The 18,092-nt window shown below is 69.6% G+C and carries 20 protein-coding genes and 1 tRNA gene; 6 read left to right on the top strand and 15 right to left on the bottom strand.

From position 1 onward, the window contains the following. The first annotated feature begins 148 nt into the window (after positions 1 to 148). Entirely contained in the window at positions 149 to 2,626 is a 2,478-nt protein-coding gene (locus tag ABZ564_RS18990; protein ID WP_360857362.1) for a transglycosylase domain-containing protein, read from the top strand. A gap of 104 nt (positions 2,627 to 2,730) precedes the next feature. On the opposite strand, the gene ABZ564_RS18985 is transcribed toward ABZ564_RS18990, so the two are convergent. Both ABZ564_RS18985 and ABZ564_RS18980 read right to left on the bottom strand, forming a co-directional pair. After that, positions 2,731 to 3,069, bottom strand: a complete 339-nt coding sequence (locus ABZ564_RS18985) for a co-chaperone GroES (RefSeq protein WP_360857359.1) — start codon at positions 3,067 to 3,069, stop codon at positions 2,731 to 2,733. A 118-nt stretch (positions 3,070 to 3,187) separates the two neighbouring features. Next, positions 3,188 to 3,508 carry a DUF3618 domain-containing protein gene (locus ABZ564_RS18980; RefSeq protein ID WP_360857356.1) on the bottom strand — a complete coding sequence of 107 codons (321 nt, stop codon included), beginning with the start codon at positions 3,506 to 3,508 and terminating at the stop codon, positions 3,188 to 3,190. Positions 3,509 to 3,635: 127 nt separating this feature from the next. Here ABZ564_RS18980 and bcp point away from each other — a divergent pair, with 127 nt between their 5' ends. The 3 genes from bcp (at position 3,636) to ABZ564_RS18965 (ending at position 6,251) form a co-directional block, all read left to right on the top strand. Continuing rightward, a complete protein-coding gene (bcp, locus tag ABZ564_RS18975) occupies positions 3,636 to 4,103 on the top strand; it encodes a thioredoxin-dependent thiol peroxidase (RefSeq protein ID WP_360857353.1) in 468 nt (155 codons plus the stop codon). A gap of 172 nt (positions 4,104 to 4,275) precedes the next feature. Then, positions 4,276 to 5,772 (top strand): glycine betaine/L-proline transporter ProP, encoded by a 1,497-nt coding sequence (gene proP / locus ABZ564_RS18970; protein ID WP_360857350.1) that lies wholly within the window; start codon positions 4,276 to 4,278, stop codon positions 5,770 to 5,772. A gap of 404 nt (positions 5,773 to 6,176) precedes the next feature. Continuing rightward, positions 6,177 to 6,251, top strand: a tRNA-Leu gene (locus ABZ564_RS18965). A 53-nt stretch (positions 6,252 to 6,304) separates the two neighbouring features. Here the strand turns inward: ABZ564_RS18965 and rdgB are convergent. From rdgB to ABZ564_RS18940, 5 genes are all read right to left on the bottom strand, one after another. Then, the gene (rdgB, locus tag ABZ564_RS18960) at positions 6,305 to 6,907 is read right to left on the bottom strand and encodes an RdgB/HAM1 family non-canonical purine NTP pyrophosphatase (protein WP_360857347.1); all 603 of its coding nucleotides are present in this window, start codon (positions 6,905 to 6,907) and stop codon (positions 6,305 to 6,307) included. Between the two features lie 25 nt (positions 6,908 to 6,932). Continuing rightward, positions 6,933 to 7,493: a TetR family transcriptional regulator gene (locus ABZ564_RS18955; protein WP_360857458.1), complete on the bottom strand. Its 561-nt coding sequence runs from the start codon at positions 7,491 to 7,493 to the stop codon at positions 6,933 to 6,935. Between the two features lie 65 nt (positions 7,494 to 7,558). Then, positions 7,559 to 7,951, bottom strand: coding sequence for a hypothetical protein (locus tag ABZ564_RS18950; protein WP_360857344.1), 393 nt, complete (start codon positions 7,949 to 7,951; stop codon positions 7,559 to 7,561). 107 nt (positions 7,952 to 8,058) lie between these two features. Further along, positions 8,059 to 8,796 carry a ribonuclease PH gene (gene rph, locus ABZ564_RS18945; protein WP_360857341.1) on the bottom strand — a complete coding sequence of 246 codons (738 nt, stop codon included), beginning with the start codon at positions 8,794 to 8,796 and terminating at the stop codon, positions 8,059 to 8,061. A 98-nt stretch (positions 8,797 to 8,894) separates the two neighbouring features. Next, a complete protein-coding gene (locus ABZ564_RS18940) occupies positions 8,895 to 9,128 on the bottom strand; it encodes a PTS glucose/sucrose transporter subunit IIB (protein ID WP_360857338.1) in 234 nt (77 codons plus the stop codon). A gap of 222 nt (positions 9,129 to 9,350) precedes the next feature. Between ABZ564_RS18940 and ABZ564_RS18935 the strand changes: the two genes are divergently transcribed. Together ABZ564_RS18935 and ABZ564_RS18930 are read left to right on the top strand one after the other, a co-directional pair. Continuing rightward, the gene (locus ABZ564_RS18935; protein WP_360857335.1) at positions 9,351 to 10,610 is read left to right on the top strand and encodes a PTS transporter subunit EIIC; all 1,260 of its coding nucleotides are present in this window, start codon (positions 9,351 to 9,353) and stop codon (positions 10,608 to 10,610) included. A gap of 263 nt (positions 10,611 to 10,873) precedes the next feature. Further along, the gene (locus ABZ564_RS18930) at positions 10,874 to 12,121 is read left to right on the top strand and encodes a PTS transporter subunit EIIC (RefSeq protein ID WP_360857332.1); all 1,248 of its coding nucleotides are present in this window, start codon (positions 10,874 to 10,876) and stop codon (positions 12,119 to 12,121) included. 77 nt (positions 12,122 to 12,198) lie between these two features. Here ABZ564_RS18930 and ABZ564_RS18925 read toward each other — a convergent pair whose 3' ends face one another. From ABZ564_RS18925 to clpS, 8 genes are all read right to left on the bottom strand, one after another. Beyond that, positions 12,199 to 12,951 carry an MBL fold metallo-hydrolase gene (locus ABZ564_RS18925; protein WP_360857329.1) on the bottom strand — a complete coding sequence of 251 codons (753 nt, stop codon included), beginning with the start codon at positions 12,949 to 12,951 and terminating at the stop codon, positions 12,199 to 12,201. Positions 12,952 to 13,230: 279 nt separating this feature from the next. Beyond that, a complete protein-coding gene (locus ABZ564_RS18920) occupies positions 13,231 to 14,181 on the bottom strand; it encodes a cysteine synthase (RefSeq protein WP_360857326.1) in 951 nt (316 codons plus the stop codon). Further along, on the bottom strand, positions 14,181 to 14,459 hold the full coding sequence (locus ABZ564_RS18915) for a MoaD/ThiS family protein (protein WP_360857323.1): 279 nt from the start codon (positions 14,457 to 14,459) through the stop codon (positions 14,181 to 14,183). The genes ABZ564_RS18920 and ABZ564_RS18915 overlap by 1 nt, the downstream gene beginning before the upstream one ends. Before the next feature lie 130 nt (positions 14,460 to 14,589). Beyond that, a complete protein-coding gene (locus ABZ564_RS18910; protein WP_275408399.1) occupies positions 14,590 to 14,715 on the bottom strand; it encodes a putative leader peptide in 126 nt (41 codons plus the stop codon). A gap of 122 nt (positions 14,716 to 14,837) precedes the next feature. Then, positions 14,838 to 15,269 (bottom strand): M67 family metallopeptidase, encoded by a 432-nt coding sequence (locus ABZ564_RS18905; RefSeq protein ID WP_360857320.1) that lies wholly within the window; start codon positions 15,267 to 15,269, stop codon positions 14,838 to 14,840. 91 nt (positions 15,270 to 15,360) lie between these two features. Beyond that, the gene (locus tag ABZ564_RS18900; RefSeq protein ID WP_360857318.1) at positions 15,361 to 16,809 is read right to left on the bottom strand and encodes an amino acid permease; all 1,449 of its coding nucleotides are present in this window, start codon (positions 16,807 to 16,809) and stop codon (positions 15,361 to 15,363) included. Positions 16,810 to 17,127: 318 nt separating this feature from the next. After that, positions 17,128 to 17,709: a DUF2017 domain-containing protein gene (locus ABZ564_RS18895; protein ID WP_360857315.1), complete on the bottom strand. Its 582-nt coding sequence runs from the start codon at positions 17,707 to 17,709 to the stop codon at positions 17,128 to 17,130. A gap of 53 nt (positions 17,710 to 17,762) precedes the next feature. Continuing rightward, positions 17,763 to 18,068, bottom strand: a complete 306-nt coding sequence (gene clpS / locus ABZ564_RS18890; RefSeq protein ID WP_360857312.1) for an ATP-dependent Clp protease adapter ClpS — start codon at positions 18,066 to 18,068, stop codon at positions 17,763 to 17,765. Positions 18,069 to 18,092 lie beyond the last annotated feature (24 nt).

Genomic DNA, 18,092 nt, shown 5'->3' with positions numbered 1-18,092 from the left:
TGCCGCACCGCGCGTGGACACCAAAGTGCAGAACCCTAGTCCAGCCGGGGCAACCGCCGCGATCGCTTTTCGGCAGTCGCTCCGAGGGTTATGAGCAAGAAAAGGGCACTATGGGGGAACTGACCGCGGCGGAGGAGTCTGCACCGACATGAGCGACGAGCCACAGCAGCAGAACGGGGACACCGACCCCCCGGGGTGGGCCCCCAAGGACCTGCCTGCCGACGCCGACGCCGCCACCCCGGGCTCCGCCCCCGCCGGCCAGGACGCCCCGGCCACGGACGGCACCGGCGCGAAGAAGTCCGGCAGGACCAAACGGCCCAAGCGCCCCAAGCGCACCGGCTGGCGGCGGCTCGTCCCCACCTGGCGCATGGTCCTCGGCGGCATCCTGCTCATCGCCCTGCTCCTGACCGGCGGGTTCATCGCCGGCTACCGGCTCGTCGAGATCCCCGCGGCCAACGCCAGCGCCACCGCCCAGTCCAACGTCTACCTCTACGCGGACGGCAGCGTCATCGCCCGCGACGGCGACATCAACCGCGAGAACATCCGACTCGCCCAGGTCCCCCGCACCGTCCAGCACGCCGTCCTCGCCGCCGAGGACCGCGACTTCTACTCCGAACGCGCCGTCGACGTCAAGGCGATGTTCCGGGCCGGCTGGAACACCCTCACCGGCAAGGGCAGACAGGGCGGCTCGACCATCACCCAGCAGTACGTCAAGAACTACTACCTGGGCCAGGAACAGACCGTCGTCCGCAAGGTCAAGGAATTCTTCATCGCGATCAAGCTCAACCGGGAACAGTCCAAGGACCAGATCCTGGAGGGCTACCTCAACACCAGCTACTTCGGCCGCAACGCCTACGGCATCCAGGCCGCCGCCCAGGCGTACTACGGCAAGGACATCGACGACGTCACCACCGCCGAAGGCGCGTACCTCGCCTCCCTGCTCAACGCCCCCAGCGCCTACGACGTGGTCGCCCAGCCCGAGAACAGGCCCGCCGCCGTCGCCCGCTGGAACTACGTGCTCGACGGCATGGTCAAGGAGAAGTGGCTCACCCCCGCACAGCGCGCCGCGATGACCTTCCCCGTCCCCGGCCCGGTCAAGCCCGCCAACAGCCTCTCCGGACAGCGCGGCTACATCGTCAAGGCGGTCGAGGACTACCTCGTCGGCAACGACATCCTCGACGAGAAGACCCTCGCCACCCGCGGCTACCGCATCACCACCACCCTGCAGAAGAAGAAGCAGGACGCCCTCGTCCAGGCCGTCGAGGACAAGGTCATGTCCAGGACCGACGACGAACGCGCCCCCGACCGCAACGTCCGTGTCGGCGGCGCCTCCATCGACCCCGCCAACGGCCACGTCGTCGCCCTGTACGGCGGCATCGACTACACCCGGCAGTACGTCAACAACGCCACCCGCCGCGACTACCAGGTCGGCTCCACCTTCAAACCCTTCGTCTTCACCTCCGCCGTCGCCAACGACTCCACCACCCAGGACGGCCGCCGCATCACCCCCGGCACCATCTACGACGGCACCAACAAGCGCATGGTCCAGGGCCCCGACGGCCCCACCGGCTACGACCCCGCCAACGAGGACGACCGCAGCTACGGCCCCATCACCGTCAGCGCCGCCACCGACAAGTCCGTCAACGCCGTCTACGCCCAGATGGCCGAGGACGTCGGCCCCGAGAAGGTCCGGCAGACGGCCATCGACCTCGGTGTCCCCGAGAACACCTCGGACCTCACCCCCACCCCCTCCATCGCACTCGGCGTCGCCACCGCCAGCGTCCTCGACATGACCGAGGCGTACGCCACCCTCGCCGCCCACGGCAAGCACGGCGCCCACGTCCTGGTCGGCAAGGTCACCAAGGACGGCGAGAACGTGACCCTCCCCGACCGTACGGTGAAGCAGGCCGTCAGCCGCGAGGCCGCCGACACCACCACCTCGATCCTGCGGAGCGTCGTCGACGGCGGCACCGGAACCGCCGCCCAGGGCGCGGGCCGCCCCGCCGCCGGAAAGACCGGCACCGCCGAGGAGGACAAGGCCGCCTGGTTCGCCGGCTACACCCCCGAGCTCGCCACCGTCGTCGCCGTCATGGGCCAGGACCCCGACACCGGCGCCCAGAAACCCCTCTACGGCGCACTCGGACTCCCCCGCATCAACGGCGGCGGCGCCCCCGCGGAAACCTGGGCCCAGTACACCGGCGCCGCCCTGCGCTCCACCCCGGTCAAGGGCTTCGACCTCGACCTCGAGGAAGGCACCGACGAGACCGCGCTGCCCACCGAGGAGAACACCGCACCCGGCGACACCGGCGGGCGCACCCCCTCGGACAACCCCCGGCGCACCCCGTCCACCACCCCGTCCCGGGCCCCGTCCGCCCCGCGGACCAACCCCGGCACCACCGACACCCCCGCCGGCGGCACCGGCGACGGCGGCACGGGCAACGGCGGCACGGGCACCGGCGACGGCGGCACCACGGACGGCGGCACGGGCACCGGCGACGCGGACACCGGCGGCGGGGCGGGGGGCGGGGACACCGGCGGCGGGAGCACCGGCGACACCGGCGGAAACGGGGGCGGCGACACCGGCGGCCTCCTCGAAGACCCCCGGGCGCCCGGCAGCCGTCCCTGACCCCTCCCCGGACTCAGTGTCCCGACGTGGCCTTCAAGCCCCACAAGACAGGCAAAGGACCCGGTGACGGCTGTCACCGGGTCCTGACGTGCACGGGGCGCCGGCTACAGATACAGCCCGGTCGAGTCCTTCGAGCCCTCGAACCGGTCCGCGGCCACCGCGTGCAGATCGCGCTCGCGCATCAGCACGTACGCCACGCCCCGCACCTCGACCTCCGCCCGGTCCTCCGGGTCGAACAGCACCCGGTCGCCCGGCTCGACCGTCCGTACGTTCTGCCCCACCGCCACCACCACGGCCCACGCCAGCCGACGGCCGACCGCGGCCGTCGCGGGAATCAGAATGCCGCCGCCGGAACGCCGCTCGCCCTCGGGCGACTCGGACCGGACCAGCACTCGGTCGTGCAGCATCCGGATGGGCAGCTTGTCGTCGGTGTTCTCGCTCACGCCCCGCAACCTACCGGGCCACGGACCGCGCACGCACAAGGGGGCGGCGCTTCACGCGTCACCCACCGGACCGGCGCCCGGTCCCGCCCGGTCAGCGCCTGCCGCGCCGGGAGGTCACTCAGCGCCTGCCGCGCCGGGAGGTCACGACGACCAGGCCGACCACGCCCACCGTGAGCAGCGCCGCCGGGATCACGCGCTCCAGCCGGGGGCTGCCCGACGGCGACACGAACTGGCCCCTCACGTCCGACACGGCCCGGTTCACCGCCACGTAGGCCCGCCCGGCCGTCCGGTCCACGGTCACGGCGACCTTCGCCTTCGCGTCACCGATGATCGTCTTCGGGTGCACCCGCACCCCGATCTCATCGAGTACCACCGCAAGCTGCTCGCGCCTGCTGATGATGTCCGCCTCGATCTGCGCAGGGGTCCTGGCATCCGACACCGCGCCGCCTCCGTGGTCCTCGTCCGGTAAACCTTCATCGACAGTCTGTCAGTTCCGCCGCGTCCGCACCCGACGGCACCCCCATTACGCTCGGTCCCGTAGACCCCACGTACCAACGAGGAGAACCATGAGCGAGCGCCTCACACCCGGCGACACCGCCCCCGCCTTCACCCTCCCCGACGCCGACGGCAACGACGTCTCGCTCGCGGACCACAAGGGCCGCAAGGTCATCGTCTACTTCTACCCCGCCGCCCTCACCCCCGGCTGCACCAAGCAGGCCTGCGACTTCACGGACAACCTCGACCTGCTCGCCGAGGCCGGCTACGACGTCATCGGGGTCTCCCCGGACAAGCCGGAGAAGCTCGCGAAGTTCCGCGAGAAGGAGAACCTCAAGGTCACACTGGTGGGCGATCCGGCCAAGGAGACTCTTGAGGCGTACGGCGCGTTCGGCGAGAAGAAGCTCTACGGCAAAACGGTGACGGGTGTCATCCGGTCCACGGTCGTCGTCGACGAGGACGGCAGGGTCGCCCACGCCTTCTACAACGTCCGGGCCACCGGCCACGTCGCCAAGATCATCAAGGACCTCGGGATCTGAGCTCCGGCGAGGCGGGACAGAGGGGCACGGACCCACCCGGAACAAGCCACCCACTGGGCCGAACGGCCGAAAACATGTGATGGACATCCCATTCCACCGCCGAACCGGTTTGCGACCGCCATGTCCGCGCAGAAGCCTTTCCTGAAAGAGTTACCGAGGAAAGGACCCGGCCATGGCGGCCTCCGACCCCCACCAGGTGGCCGATCCCGAAGCGGTCAAACGCCACCCCGCCCTGTTCCGTGCGATCCGGAAACGCCAGAACCCCAAGCTTCGGCGTACGGACATCACGGTCACGGACGACCAGGCGGTCAAGCGCGCGGTCAAGGCGGCCTCGCTCGGCAACGCCATGGAGTGGTTCGACTTCGGCATCTACTCCTACCTCGCCGCGACCCTGGGACACGTGTTCTTCCCGTCCGGGAACGACACCACCCAGCTCCTCTCCTCCTTCGCCACCTTCGCGGTCGCCTTCCTCGTCCGCCCCCTCGGCGGCATGTTCTTCGGGCCGATGGGCGACAAGATCGGCCGCAAGAAGGTCCTCGCCCTCACCATGATCCTGATGGCGACCGGCACCTTCGCGATCGGCCTCATCCCCTCCCACGCCACCATCGGCGTCTGGGCCGCCGTCCTGCTGATCTTCTTCCGCATGCTCCAGGGCTTCTCGACGGGCGGCGAGTACGGCGGGGCCTCCACCTTCATCGCCGAGTACGCCCCCGACAAGCGGCGCGGCTTCTTCGGCAGCTTCCTGGAGTTCGGCACCCTGGCCGGTTACGTGGGCGCCGCCGGTTTGGTCACGCTGCTCTACGCGCTCCTCGACGACGCCCAGATGGAGTCCTGGGGCTGGCGCATCCCGTTCCTCGTCGCGGGCCCGCTCGGCCTCGTCGGCCTCTACCTGCGACTGCGCCTCGACGAGACCCCGGCCTTCCAGAAGCTGGAGGGCGGCACGGCGCACGCCACGGAGGCGGCGGACAGCGTCGAGACGACGGCCAAGGGCGACCTCGCCAAGATCTTCCGCGACTACTGGCCGACGCTGATCCTCTGCATCTGCCTGGTCGGCGCGTACAACATCACCGACTACATGCTGCTGTCGTACATGCCGACGTACCTCTCCGACGAGCTGGGCTACAGCGAGACCCACGGCCTGCTCATCCTGCTCGGCGTGATGGTGTTCCTGATGCTGATCATCAGCCGGGTCGGCAAGCTCTCGGACCGCTTCGGCCGCAAGCCGCTCCTGATGACCGGCATGCTCGGCTTCCTGGTCTTCTCGCTGCCCGCGTTCCTCCTGATCCGCCAGGGCGGCATCCCGGCGATCACCATCGGCATGCTCCTCCTGGGCCTCTCCCTGGTCTGCATGCTCGGCACGATGTCCGCGGCCCTCCCGGCCCTGTTCCCGACGAACGTCCGCTACGGCTCGCTCTCGGTGGGCTACAACCTCTCCGCGTCGATCTTCGGCGGTACGACCCCGCTGGTGATCACGGCCCTGATCAGCGTCTCCGGCTCCAACCTGATGCCGGCGTACTACTCGATGGCGGCGGCCCTGGTCGGCGTGATCGCGGTGGCCTGCATGAAGGAGACCGCCAACAAGCCCCTGGCGGGCTCCCCGCCCTCGGTGGAGACCACGGAGGAAGCGGCGGAACTGGTCGCGGCCCAGACCCCGGATCCGAAGTTCTGACCCGTCCCGCCCCGCGTACGGCCCGTACGGCTTCCCCTCGAAGCGGTACGGGCCGTTCCGCATCTTGTCGGATATCGGACGTAACTCCCCGATAGTCGGTTCGTTACTCCGTACGAGGCCGCGCACGGGCGGCCGGATGCGGAGGGGAACGTGGGGGCTCGGTACACGCGCGAGCCGCCCGAAGAGGCTGCGCGCATGACGACGTAGGGCTTCCACGCGCCTGCGCGGTATGCGGAACCGGCGAGTCGCGGCGTGGGAGACGCCTCGCACTGGAGGCCGACCACATCAACGGGAACTCCGTCGATCACCGCCAGGCCGCTCCGCGACGCCTCCGCCCTTCGCACCCCAGTCAAACGGCAGCCTTCTCGAAAGGGCGCACCAGCACACAGTAGAGTGGGGCGCGCGGGTCCGTACCCCAGCTGGCCAGAGGGCGCCGGCTTAGAACCGGTGTGTCGTGGGTTCAAGTCCCACCGGGCCCACAGGCAAGAAGCGGCTTCCACCTTTGAAACGAAGGCGGAAGCCGCTTCACGTTTCACCCCACCAGCTCCCGCACCACCGGTACCAGCGCCCGGAACGCCTTGCCGCGGTGGCTGATCGCGTTCTTCTGGTCCGGGGTCAGTTCCGCGCAGGTGCGGGTCTCGCCGTCGGGCTGGAGGATCGGGTCGTAGCCGAATCCGTAGCCGCCGGCCGGGGCGTGGCGCAGGGTGCCGGTGAGGCGGCCCTCGACCACGCGTTCCGTGCCGTCCGGGAGGGCGAGCGCGGCCGCGCAGGCGAAGTGGGCCGCGCGGTGGGGGTCGTCGATGTCGGAGAGCTGGGCCAGGAGCAGGTCCAGGTTGGCGCGGTCGTTGCCGTGGGTGCCGGACCAGCGGGCCGAGAAGATGCCGGGGGCGCCGCCGAGGACGTCCACGCAGAGGCCCGAGTCGTCGGCGATCGCGGGGTGGCCGGTGGCCTGCGCGAGGGCGTGGGCCTTGAGCAGGGCGTTCTCGGCGAAGGTGACGCCGGTCTCCTTGACGTCGGGGACCTCCGGATACGCGTCGGCGCCGACGAGTTCATGGGTGAGGCCCGCGTCGGCGAGGATCGCGTGGAGTTCGGTGATCTTCCCGGCGTTGCGGGTGGCGAGGATGAGGCGGGTCATGCGCCCAGTATCGCCCGGTCCGGCCTCACGCCTCCTCCGGCAGGCGGGCGGCCAGGGCGCGGATGCCGGCCAGCACCTCGTCGGCGGTGGGCGCCGAGTCGGGGTCGGTGATGTGCTGCATCATCAGGCCGCCGAGCAGGGCGAGCTGCACCGATCCGAGGGTGCGCACGGTCTCCTCGGAGAGTTCGCTCTCGGGCGTCCCGGTGACCTCGTGAGCCATGCCGCTGCGTCCCTGCCGCAGCCCTGAGGCGACCTGCTCGCGGAGCTCCGGGTCGCGCTGGGCGCGCAGGACCGTCTCCAGGTTGGCCAGCCAGAACGTCCTGTCGGCCGAGAACGCCTCGATCAGGCGGTGCCAGAGCGCCCCGAGGTCGCTGTCCCCCGTCGACGGGCCCAGGGCCCGGCCCCCCGAGTCGAGCGCCTCGAAGAGCGCCTGGTTGAGCAGGGCCTCCTTGGAGCCGAAGTGGTAGCCGATGGCCGCCATGCTCACGCCCGCCGCCGAGGCGAGGTCGCGGACCGTGGTGCGCTCGTACCCCTTCTCGAAGAGGCACTTCCTGGCCGCTTCCAGCAGCTTCTCCCGGTTTCCCATACCCATGCGCCGCATCCTAGGGCCGCCGGGGCGGGCCGGGCCCGGGGCCCGGCCCGCCCCACCGCTCACGGCGTGCAGACCTTGGCGATCTCGCCGGCGGCGTCGGTGACCGGGGTGATGTCCGGGGTGGCGTCGCCCTTGTCGATGGCGTCGCGGACGTTGGTGACGCCGGACCGGAGGTCGTCGACGGCCTTGGTGAGGTCGGCGTTGTCCGTCTTGTCGCCGAGGTCGCCGAGTTCCTTCTCGATCTCGTCGAGGGCCTCGGAGGCCTGGGTGGGGTCGCTGGAGGCGTTGGAGACCGCCTGGCGGAGGTTGCCGACGCTGGTGGCGATGGCGTCGGCGGTGCGGACGCAGTCGAGCGTCTTGTCGAGGGCGCTGCAGCCCGCCGCGGCGGTGACGGCGAGGAGCGCGGCGGTGACGGCCAGTGCGGTGCGGTGGTGCCGATGGCGCGTGGCCATGGTGGGGTCCCTCCAGGTGCGGATACGCGGACGGGCGCACGGTTCGACCCGTGCGCCCGTATGCGTATCGACGCCGCTGGGCGGGACTTGGTTGCTTCTTTGCCTTCTCAGGCGCCGAGGGTGGCGGCCAGTGCCTCGTTCTGGAGGCGCGCGAGGTCGACGCAGCCGGCGGTGGCGAGGTCGAGCAGGGCGTTCAGTTCCGTACGGTCGAAGGGCTCGGCCTCGGCGGTGCCCTGGACCTCGACGAAGCGGCCGTCGCCGGTGCAGACGACGTTCATGTCGGTCTCGGCGCGGACGTCCTCCTCGTAGCAGAGGTCGAGGAGGGGGGTGCCGTCGACGATGCCGACGCTGATGGCCGCGACGGTTCCGGTCAGCGGCTTGCGGCCGTGCTTGATGATCTTCTTGCCCTGGGCCCAGGCGACCGCGTCGGCGAGGGCGACGTAGGCGCCGGTGATGGCGGCGGTGCGGGTGCCGCCGTCGGCCTGGAGGACGTCGCAGTCCAGGACGATCGTGTTCTCGCCGAGGGCCTTGTAGTCGATGACGGCGCGCAGGGAGCGGCCGATGAGCCGGCTGATCTCGTGGGTCCGGCCGCCGATCTTGCCGCGTACGGATTCGCGGTCGCCGCGGGTGTTGGTGGACCGGGGGAGCATGGAGTACTCGGCGGTGACCCAGCCCTCGCCGCTGCCCTTGCGCCAGCGCGGCACGCCTTCGGTGACGGAGGCGGTGCAGAAGACTTTGGTGTCGCCGAAGGAGATGAGTACGGAACCTTCGGCGTGCTTGCTCCATCCGCGTTCGATGGTGACGGGACGGAGCTGGTCGGCGGTGCGGCCGTCGATACGAGACATGGCGCCGAGCCTATCGGGTGGCGGGGGCCTCGGTTTCCGGGTGCGCCACAGGCCCCGCGCGGGGTGGGCGGGGCCTGTGGGGCGGGGTCGGCCGGTCGTTACATCATGTCTTCGATGTCGGCCGCGATCGGGTCCGCGTCGGTGCCGATGACGACCTGGATCGCGGTGCCCATCTTGACGACGCCGTGGGCGCCGGCGGCCTTGAGCGCGGCCTCGTCGACCTTGGCCGGGTCGACGACCTCGGTGCGCAGGCGCGTGATGCAGCCCTCGACCTCTTCGATGTTCTCGATTCCGCCGAGCCCGGCGACGATCTTCTCAGCCTTGCTGGCCATGGCCTTCTCCCTGGTTCTTCATGTGCGTGCGACGGCCCACCATGGGTCCGTTTCGTCACGGTAACTCACGGTTGGCCCAACTTCACGAGCGAGTAGCCGGGCGAGCGCCAATGATGACGATCACCGGCGCCCTGTCTTCCGGGCGGGCACCGCACCGTACCGCAACTGGTCTACACCAGTTTGCAACCACCTCCAAACCAGACGTGTTCCGGGAGGATGCCGATGAGTTCGAACGCGGCCGCGCTACCGCAGCGGAAGTGGTGGAACGGGCCGGTCCAGGGCTTGCAGAAGGTCGGCCGCAGCCTGCAGCTGCCGGTGGCCGTACTGCCTGCGGCGGGCCTCCTGGTCAGCCTCGGCAACCTCTTCGACTCCTCCCTGCACGGCGCCTTCTGGGACAAGTTCGCGAAGGTCCTGCTCAAGGGCGGAGGCGCGATCCTCGACGGCGAGCTGGGCCTGCCGCTGCTCTTCTGCATCGGGGTCGCGATCGGCTTCGCGAAGAAGGCGGACGGCTCGACGGCCCTCGCCGCGGTGGCCGGCTTCCTGGTCTACCGGGGGGTGCTGACGGCGTTCCCGGTGGACGGTTCGGTGACCGAGGACGTCCCGGACGGGGTGCCGCAGAATCCGGGCGTGCTGGGCGGGATCATCATCGGGCTGCTGACCGCCGTGGTCTGGCAGCGCTACCACCGCACCAAGCTGGTCGACTGGCTCGGCTTCTTCAACGGCCGCCGGCTCGTCCCGATCCTGATGGCGTTCCTCTGCGTGATCCTGGGCGTGCTGTTCGGGCTGCTGTGGCAGCCGGTGGGTGACGCGCTGACGTCGTTCGCCAAGCAGCTGATCAACCTGGGCGCGTGGGGGGCGGCGATCTTCGGTTTCGCGAACCGTCTGCTGATCCCGATCGGCATGCACCAGTTCCTGAACACCTTCTTCTGGTTCCAGGCGGGCGAGTACACCGGGAGCGACGGAGCCACCGTCCAGGGCGACATCTCCCGGTTCTTCGCCGGGGACCCGTCCGCCGGACAGTTCACCTCGGGCTTCTTCCCGATCATGATGTTCGGGCTGCCCGCGGCGGCACTGGCCATGGCCCACACCGCGCGGCCCGAGCGGCGCAAGGAGGTGGCCGGCCTGATGCTGTCCGTCGCGTTGACGTCGTTCGTGACGGGCGTGACGGAGCCGCTGGAGTTCTCGTTCCTCTTCGTCGCCCCCCTGCTGTACGGGGTGCACGCGATCCTGACCGGCGTGTCGATGGGCGTCACCTGGGCGTTCGGCGTGCACGCGGGGTTCAGCTTCTCGGCGGGGCTGATCGACTACGTCGTCAACTGGCACCTGGACACGAAGCCCTGGCTGATCATCCCGATCGGGCTCTGTTTCGCGGTGATCTACTACGTGATCTTCCGGTTCGCGATCACCAGGTTCAACCTCCCGACCCCCGGGCGCGAGCCCGAGGAGGTGGAGGACGAGATCGAGAAGAACCTCACGAAATAGCCTTTACGCAAGGTCACTGACCTTCTCGGCGCAGCCCCCGGACCATGCGGTCCGGGGGCTTTCCGCATGTCACGGCGCGTAGGCGGTGGCTGCTGCGAAGTAGTCGCAAATTGCAGGTTCCTTATCTAACCTTCACCGTGCTACAACTGGTCTACACCACTCAGTGGTCCAGACCACGTGAAGCCCCGTGCGTCACGTTTCTCGAGTCGTCGCCCACCCAAACCCCCTGTCCCCGGCGGCGCCTTGCTTACTGGAGGAAGTTGATGAGTACGGCCACCGCTACGGCGGCCCCCGCGAAGAAGCGGGGCTCCGGCCTGTTCCAGGGCCTGCAGAAGGTGGGTCGCAGCCTGCAGCTGCCGATCGCGGTGCTGCCGGCGGCCGGCCTCATGGTCCGGCTCGGGCAGGACGACGTGTTCGGCGTCGACGGCCTCGGGTGGGACAAGGTCGCAGCCGTCTTCAGCAATGCCGGCAGCGCGATCACCGGCTCCCTGCCCATCCTGTTCTGTGTGGGTGTCGCCATCGGGTTCGCGAAGAAGGCCGACGGCTCCACCGCCCTCGCCGCTCTCGTGGGCTTCCTGGTCTACAGCAAGGTGCTCCAGGCCTTCCCGGTCACCGAGGCCGTGGTCCAGAAGGGCGCGGACACCGCCGCGACGTACAACGACCCCGGGGTGCTCGGCGGCATCATCATGGGGCTGCTCTCCGCGGTCCTGTGGCAGCGGTACCACCGCAAGAAGCTGGTCGACTGGCTGGGCTTCTTCAACGGCCGCCGCCTGGTCCCGATCATCATGGCCTTCGTCGGCGTCATCGTCGGCGTCTTCTTCGGCCTGATCTGGGAACCGATCGGTGACGGCATATCCAACTTCGGTGAGTGGATGACCGGCCTCGGCTCCGGCGGCGCCGCGCTGTTCGGCCTGATCAACCGCGGGCTGATCCCGATCGGCATGCACCAGTTCGTGAACACCGTCGCCTGGTACCAGCTCGGTGACTTCACCGACGCCGCCGGGGTCGTCCAGCACGGCGACTACGGCCGCTTCCTCGCGGGTGACCCGTCCGCCGGTATGTTCATGTCGGGCTTCTTCCCGATCATGATGTTCGGCCTCCCGGCCGCCGCGATCGCCATCGCGCACACCGCCCGCCCGGAGCGCCGCAAGGCCGTGATGGGCATGATGGTCTCGCTCGCGCTGACCTCGTTCGTCACCGGTGTGACCGAGCCGATCGAGTTCTCGTTCATGTTCATCGCGCCGCTGCTGTACGTGCTCCACGCGGTTCTCACCGCCCTGTCGCTGGCCGTGACCTGGGCCCTCGGGGTCCACGCGGGCTTCAACTTCTCGGCCGGTCTCATCGACTACGCCCTCTACTGGAAGCTGGACACGAAGCCCTGGCTGATCATCCCGATCGGTCTCGTCTTCGCCGCGCTGTACTACGTGGTGTTCCGTTTCGTGATCACCAAGTTCAACCTCACCACCCCGGGCCGTGAGCCCGAGGAGGAGGTCGAGGACCTGACCAAGTAGGTCCGGGCCGACAGCTCGAAGCCCTCACCTTCCCGGCGGAAGGTGAGGGCTTCGTCGTACGTGGACGGGCGGACCGCTCAGAGTTCGTACACCGCGCCCGGCGCCGCGAGTTCGGTCGGGCCGGTGAAGACCGCGCGGGCGTCGGAGAGGTTCCGCTCGGCGTCGGTCCACGGCGGGATGTGCGTCAGCACCAGCCGCCCCACGCCTGCCCGGGCGGCCACCTCGCCGGCTTGGCGGCCGTTGAGGTGGAGGTCCGGGATGTCCTCCTTGCCGTGCACGAACGACGCCTCGCAGAGGAGGAGGTCCGCGCCCTCGGCCAGCTCGTCCAGGGCCTCGCAGGCGCCGGTGTCCCCGGAGTACGCGAGCGAGGCGCCGCCGTGCTCGATGCGGATGCCGAACGTGTCGACGGGGTGGCGGAGCTTCTCCGTACGCACCGAGAACGGGCCGATCTCGAACCAGCCGGGCTTCAGCGTGTGGAAGTCGAAGACCTCGCTCATGGCGTGGTCGGACGGGGTGTCCGCGTGCGCGGTGGTGAGCCGCTGCTCCGTGCCGTCGGGGCCGTGGACCGGGATGCGGGCGGGGCGCTCGCCGCCGGGCGGGTAGTACCGGACGACGAAGTACGCGCACATGTCGATGCAGTGGTCGGCGTGCAGGTGGCTGAGGAAGATCGCGTCGAGGTCGTAGAGACCGACGTGGCGCTGCAGCTCGCCGAGGGCGCCGTTGCCCATGTCGAGGAGCAGCCTGAAGCCGTCGGCCTCTACGAGGTAGCTCGAGCATGCCGATCCCGCGGAGGGGAACGAGCCGGAGCAGCCGACGACGGTGAGCTTCATGGAGCGTGAACCTCCGAGACGTGGGAACGGGGAGGGTTCGTGCGGTTCTCGCGGTGCGGTTCGTCGAGCGTAAGGCGCGAAAGTGCCGGTCGCTCCTTCCGGGTGGGTCGTTGTGGGGGAACTCACCTGCGCTGTCACCGGTTCGGGTGGCGGCGGGGCTGGATGGTGCGGCGCGGTCGAAAAAGCCCCCGTTGCCGCGGGTGTGCGGCAACGGGGGCGAAATCAAGCCCCTCCGGCGATTGAGGAGCGGGGGTACGGGGGCAGCGCCCCCGAAACGGGTTACGCCCAGAGCTGCCCCTGCAACGTCTCGATCGCCGCCTCCGTCGTCTCCGCGGTGTACACGCCCGTGGACAGGTACTTCCAGCCCCCGTCGGCCACGACGAAGACGATGTCCGCGGACTCCCCCGCCTTCACCGCCTTGTTGCCGACCCCGATCGCGGCGTGCAGCGCCGCGCCGGTGGAGACGCCGGCGAAGATGCCCTCCTGCTGGAGGAGTTCGCGGGTGCGGGTGACCGCGTCCGCGGAGCCGACCGAGTAGCGCGTGGTGAGGACCGACGCGTCGTACAGCTCGGGGACGAAGCCCTCGTCGAGGTTGCGCAGGCCGTAGACGAGGTCGTCGTACCGCGGCTCGGCGGCCACGATCCTGATGCCCTCGACGTGCTCGCGCAGGTAGCGGCCGACGCCCATCAGGGTCCCCGTGGTGCCGAGGCCCGCGACGAAGTGGGTGATGGAGGGGAGGTCGGCGAGGATCTCCGGTCCGGTCGTCGCGTAGTGGGCGCCCGCGTTGTCCGGGTTGCCGTACTGGTAGAGCATCACCCAGTCCGGGTGTTCGGCCGCCAGTTCCTTGGCCACGCGTACCGCGGTGTTGGAGCCGCCCGCCGCCGGGGAGGAGATGATCTCGGCGCCCCACATGGCGAGCAGGTCGCGCCGCTCCTGGGAGGTGTTCTCCGGCATCACGCACACGATGCGGTAGCCCTTGAGCCTGGCCGCCATGGCGAGCGAGATGCCGGTGTTGCCGCTGGTGGGTTCGAGGATGGTGCAGCCGGGGGTGAGCCGGCCGTCCTTCTCCGCCTGTTCGACCATGTGGAGCGCGGGGCGGTCCTTGATCGAGCCGGTGGGGTTGCGGTCCTCCAGCTTGGCCCAGATGCGGACGTCGTCCGACGGTGACAGCCGCGGCAGGCGGACGAGCGGGGTGTTGCCCACTGCGGCGAGCGGGCTGTCGAAGCGCATCAGTTCATGCCGCCGGCGACGGCCGGGAGGATGGTGATGCTGTCGCCGTCGCTGAGCTCGGTGGAGATGCCGTCGAGGAAGCGGACGTCCTCGTCGTTGAGGTAGACGTTCACGAAGCGGCGGAGCTGGTCGCCGTCGACGATGCGCTCACGGATGCCGGTGTGGCGGGTCTCCAGGTCCGCGAAGAGGTCGGCGAGGGTGGCCCCCTTGCCCTCGACGGCCTTGGCGCCGTCGGTGTAGGTGCGGAGGATGGTCGGGATGCGGACCTCGATGGCCATGGCGTGGGCTCCTGTCGAAGCGGAGTGGTGGCGGTGGGCGTGGGGCGTGCGGCTCTGCCCCCGCGCGGGGGTTCGGTGCGTGGTGCGGTGGCGCGCCCGGAGGGGCGGCGGCGCCGGGGCGTGGCCCGGCTCAGGCCTCGCGGCCGGCGGACCGGTGGTTCGTACAGATCGCGCTGGAGAGGCGGCACAGGTCGACGTGCAGGCGCGCCACGAGCAGCGAGCCCGGCGTCTTGTCACTCACGTCATGGGGAACCATGCGGTCATCGTATCGATTCCCGGTCGGGGATTCGGAGTGTGATCTCACCTGGTGGACGGTTGGTGTTCGGTGGGCGGACAGGGCCGGGGGTGCGGGAGCCCTGTCCGCCGTCGCGTGAGTGGTCAGGCCGCCGGGTACGCCTCGACGACCTGGACCTCCTCCTCGGTGATCCCGCCGTCCACGATGCGGTACGAGCGGAACTGGAAGGGGCCCGAGTCGTCGGTGTCCGCGGTGGAGACCAGGACGTAGTGGGCGCCGGGCTCGTTGGCGTACGTGACGTCGGTGCGCGAGGGGTACGCCTCGGTCGCCGTGTGCGAGTGGTAGACGATCACGGGTTCCTCGTCGCGGTCGTCCATCTCGCGGTACAGCTTGAGCAGGTCGGCCGAGTCGAACTCGTAGAACGTGGGCGAGCGGGCGGCGTTGAGCATCGGGATGAACCGCTCGGGGCGGCCGCTGCCGGCGGGTCCGGCGACGACGCCGCACGCCTCGTCGGGATGGTCGGCGCGGGCGTGCGCGACGATCTGGTCGTACAGCGTCTGGGTGATGGTCAGCATGGCGCCCAGGATAGGGCGGCGGGCCCCGGCGTACCGAGGGGTGGTACGCGGGGGCCCGCATCGTGAAACGCCGCTGGTGGAGGCGTACGCCTCAGCGCTTCGCGCGGTTCACGAAGGCCTTGCCCGCCGGGTTCCTGGACTTCAGCACCAGGTAGGAGACGCCGAGGATCAGGGCCCACAGCGGGGCGCAGTACAGCGAGATCCTGGTGTCCTCGTCGATGCCCATCATCACGATCACCACGGCGATGAAGGCGAGCGCGAAGCCGCTGGTGTACGGGGCTCCGGGGGCGCGGAACGAGGACTGCGGGAGCAGTCCGCGGCCGGCCAGGCGGCGGTAGCGGATCTGGCTGATCAGGATCATGATCCAGGCCCACATGCCGGAGATCGTGGCGAAGGAGACGACGTAGGTGAAGGCCTCTCCGGGCCACTGGTAGTTGATCCACACGCCGACGAGCATGAGCGCCGCGGAGAAGGTGGTGCCGATGAGCGGGGTGCCGCTCCGGGTGAGCCGGGTGAAGAACTTCGGGCCCTGGCCGTTGAGGGCGAGGTCGCGCAGCATGCGGCCGGTGGAGTACATGCCGGAGTTGCAGGAGGAGAGCGCGGCGGTCAGGACGACGAAGTTGACGATGCCCGCGCCGAGGCCGAGGCCCATCTTCTCGAAGGCTTCGACGAACGGGGAGACGTCCGGTGTGAACTCGGTCCAGGGCACCACCGAGAGGATCATGATCAGGGCGCCGATGTAGAAGACGGCGATGCGCCAGGGGACGGTGTTGATGGCCTTGGGCAGGACGGTCTTGGGGTCCTTGGACTCACCCGCGGTGACGCCGACGAGTTCGACGGCGAGGAAGGCGAACATCACGATCTGCAGGGTCATCAGGGTGCCCTTGACGCCGTGCGGGAAGAAGCCGCCGTCCGCCCACAGATGGGTGACGCTCGCGGTGTCGCCGGCGTCGGAGAAGCCGAGGGTGAGGATTCCGGCGCAGATGAGGATCATGCCGACGATGGCGGTGACCTTGACCATCGAGAACCAGAACTCCAGCTCTCCGAAGAGCTTCACGGAGATGAGGTTCACACCGTAGAGAATGATCGTGAAGAGCAGGGCCGAGACCCATTGCGGAATGGTGAACCAGAAGGTCATGTACTGGGCGGCGGCGGTGACTTCGGTGATTCCGGTGACGACCCAGAACAGCCAGTACGTCCAGCCGGTGACGAAGCCCGCGAAGGGGCCGATGAATTCGCGCGCGTACTCCGAGAAGGAGCCCGAGACCGGGCGGTACATGAGGAGTTCACCCAGGGCGCGCATGATGAAGAAGATGACCAGGCCGGCGATGGCGTAGGCCAGGATGAGGCTGGGGCCGGCCTTCGAGATGGCTTTGCCGGCGCCGAGGAAGAGCCCGGTTCCGATGGCTCCGCCGATCGCGATCATCTGGATCTGGCGGGCTCCGAGAGCTCTCTGGTACCCCTCAGCGGAGGTGGTGGCGTCCGCGGCCGAGGCGTGCGGGCCGTCCTGCCCCTTGTCGTCTATCTGCGCCGATGTCATGTGGTTGCGCCTTTCTCCACGCCGATCCGCGCCTTTCGGCCGCGGATCAGGTCCTGATCCCCCCCGGATACGGATGGAGTGCCGCCGGTGGTCACCGGCTGATAGCGCCTACCCGGGAACATGGGTGGCGTTCCCGGGCGGTCGTGAAGATTTATCACGGGCACAGCGGTGATCCGGCGGACGTTCCGTGGCGCACATCACAAGTAAAAGCGGACAAGGCGGTCCGGGCGCTGCAAAAAAGACCGTTCAGGTGACGCGATCGTTATTCGGATTTGAGTGTCCGTTGAGCGTGCGCGGCACGGGCGCGGACACTCCGCGTCACGGCATCAGCGTCTCGATCAGGGTTTCCTGGAGGGCGCCGAGCCAGAGGTAGGCCATGACCATGGGCTTGCGGGGGTCGCTGTCGGGGAGCCGGTAGAGCGAGCCCTCCTCGTCGTCGTCCTCGTCGGTGACCTCCAGGCGGGTGCCGATGGTGAGCCGGAGGTCGTTGAGCGAGCCGAGCCAGTTGCGGCACTCGTCGGCGGTCAGTGTGAGCACGGCACCCTCCCCGGCAGGGGTCAGCGCGTCCAGGGTCCGGACGACCACCAGGGCGTCCTCGCGCTTGCGGGTGCGCAGGTCGTTCTCGGTGAACCGGCGGAACTCGGCGGAGGCGGCGCGCAGTTCGTCGTCCTCGTCGCCGTACGCCTCGGGGAAGAGGCGGGCCAGGGCCGGGTCGGCGGGCGGCTCGCTGGGGCCCTCGGCGAACAGGGCGGCGAGCGGGTCCTCGTCCTCGGCGGGCTCGTCGCCGGGGCCGATGAGCTCGAGCAGCTGGACGGCGAGGGAGCGCAGGATCGCGATCTCCACCTCGTCGAGCGCGACGGCCGCGCCGCCGCCGGGGGTGGCCTCGAAGTGGCCGGCCATGGGTTGTCTCCGATGATGGTCGGGCGGGCGGTGCGGGTGCTAGTGCCGCGGCACTAGTTGCGGTCCTGGGTGAGCGTGGCCCACAGGCCGTAGCCGTGCATGGCCTGGACGTCGCGTTCCATCTCCTCGCGGGTGCCGCTGGAGACGACGGCGCGGCCCTTGTGGTGGACGTCGAGCATCAGCTTGTGCGCCTTGTCCTTGGAGTAGCCGAAGTAGGCCTGGAAGACATAGGTCACGTAGCTCATGAGGTTGACCGGGTCGTTGTGGACCAGCGTCACCCAGGGGACGTCGGGCTCGGGGACGGCGAAGTGGTCCTCGGCCGATTCGGGACGTTCGATCTCTGTAGGGGCGACGCTCACGTACCCATGCTGCCACTCGCGGGG

The sequence above is a fragment of the Streptomyces sp. NPDC019224 genome, from assembly GCF_040632605.1.
In the GTDB taxonomy this organism is placed as follows: Bacteria; Actinomycetota; Actinomycetes; order Streptomycetales; family Streptomycetaceae; genus Streptomyces.
Note: the sequence above shows the minus strand (reverse complement) of the source record. Positions and strands in the feature narration are given on the sequence as shown.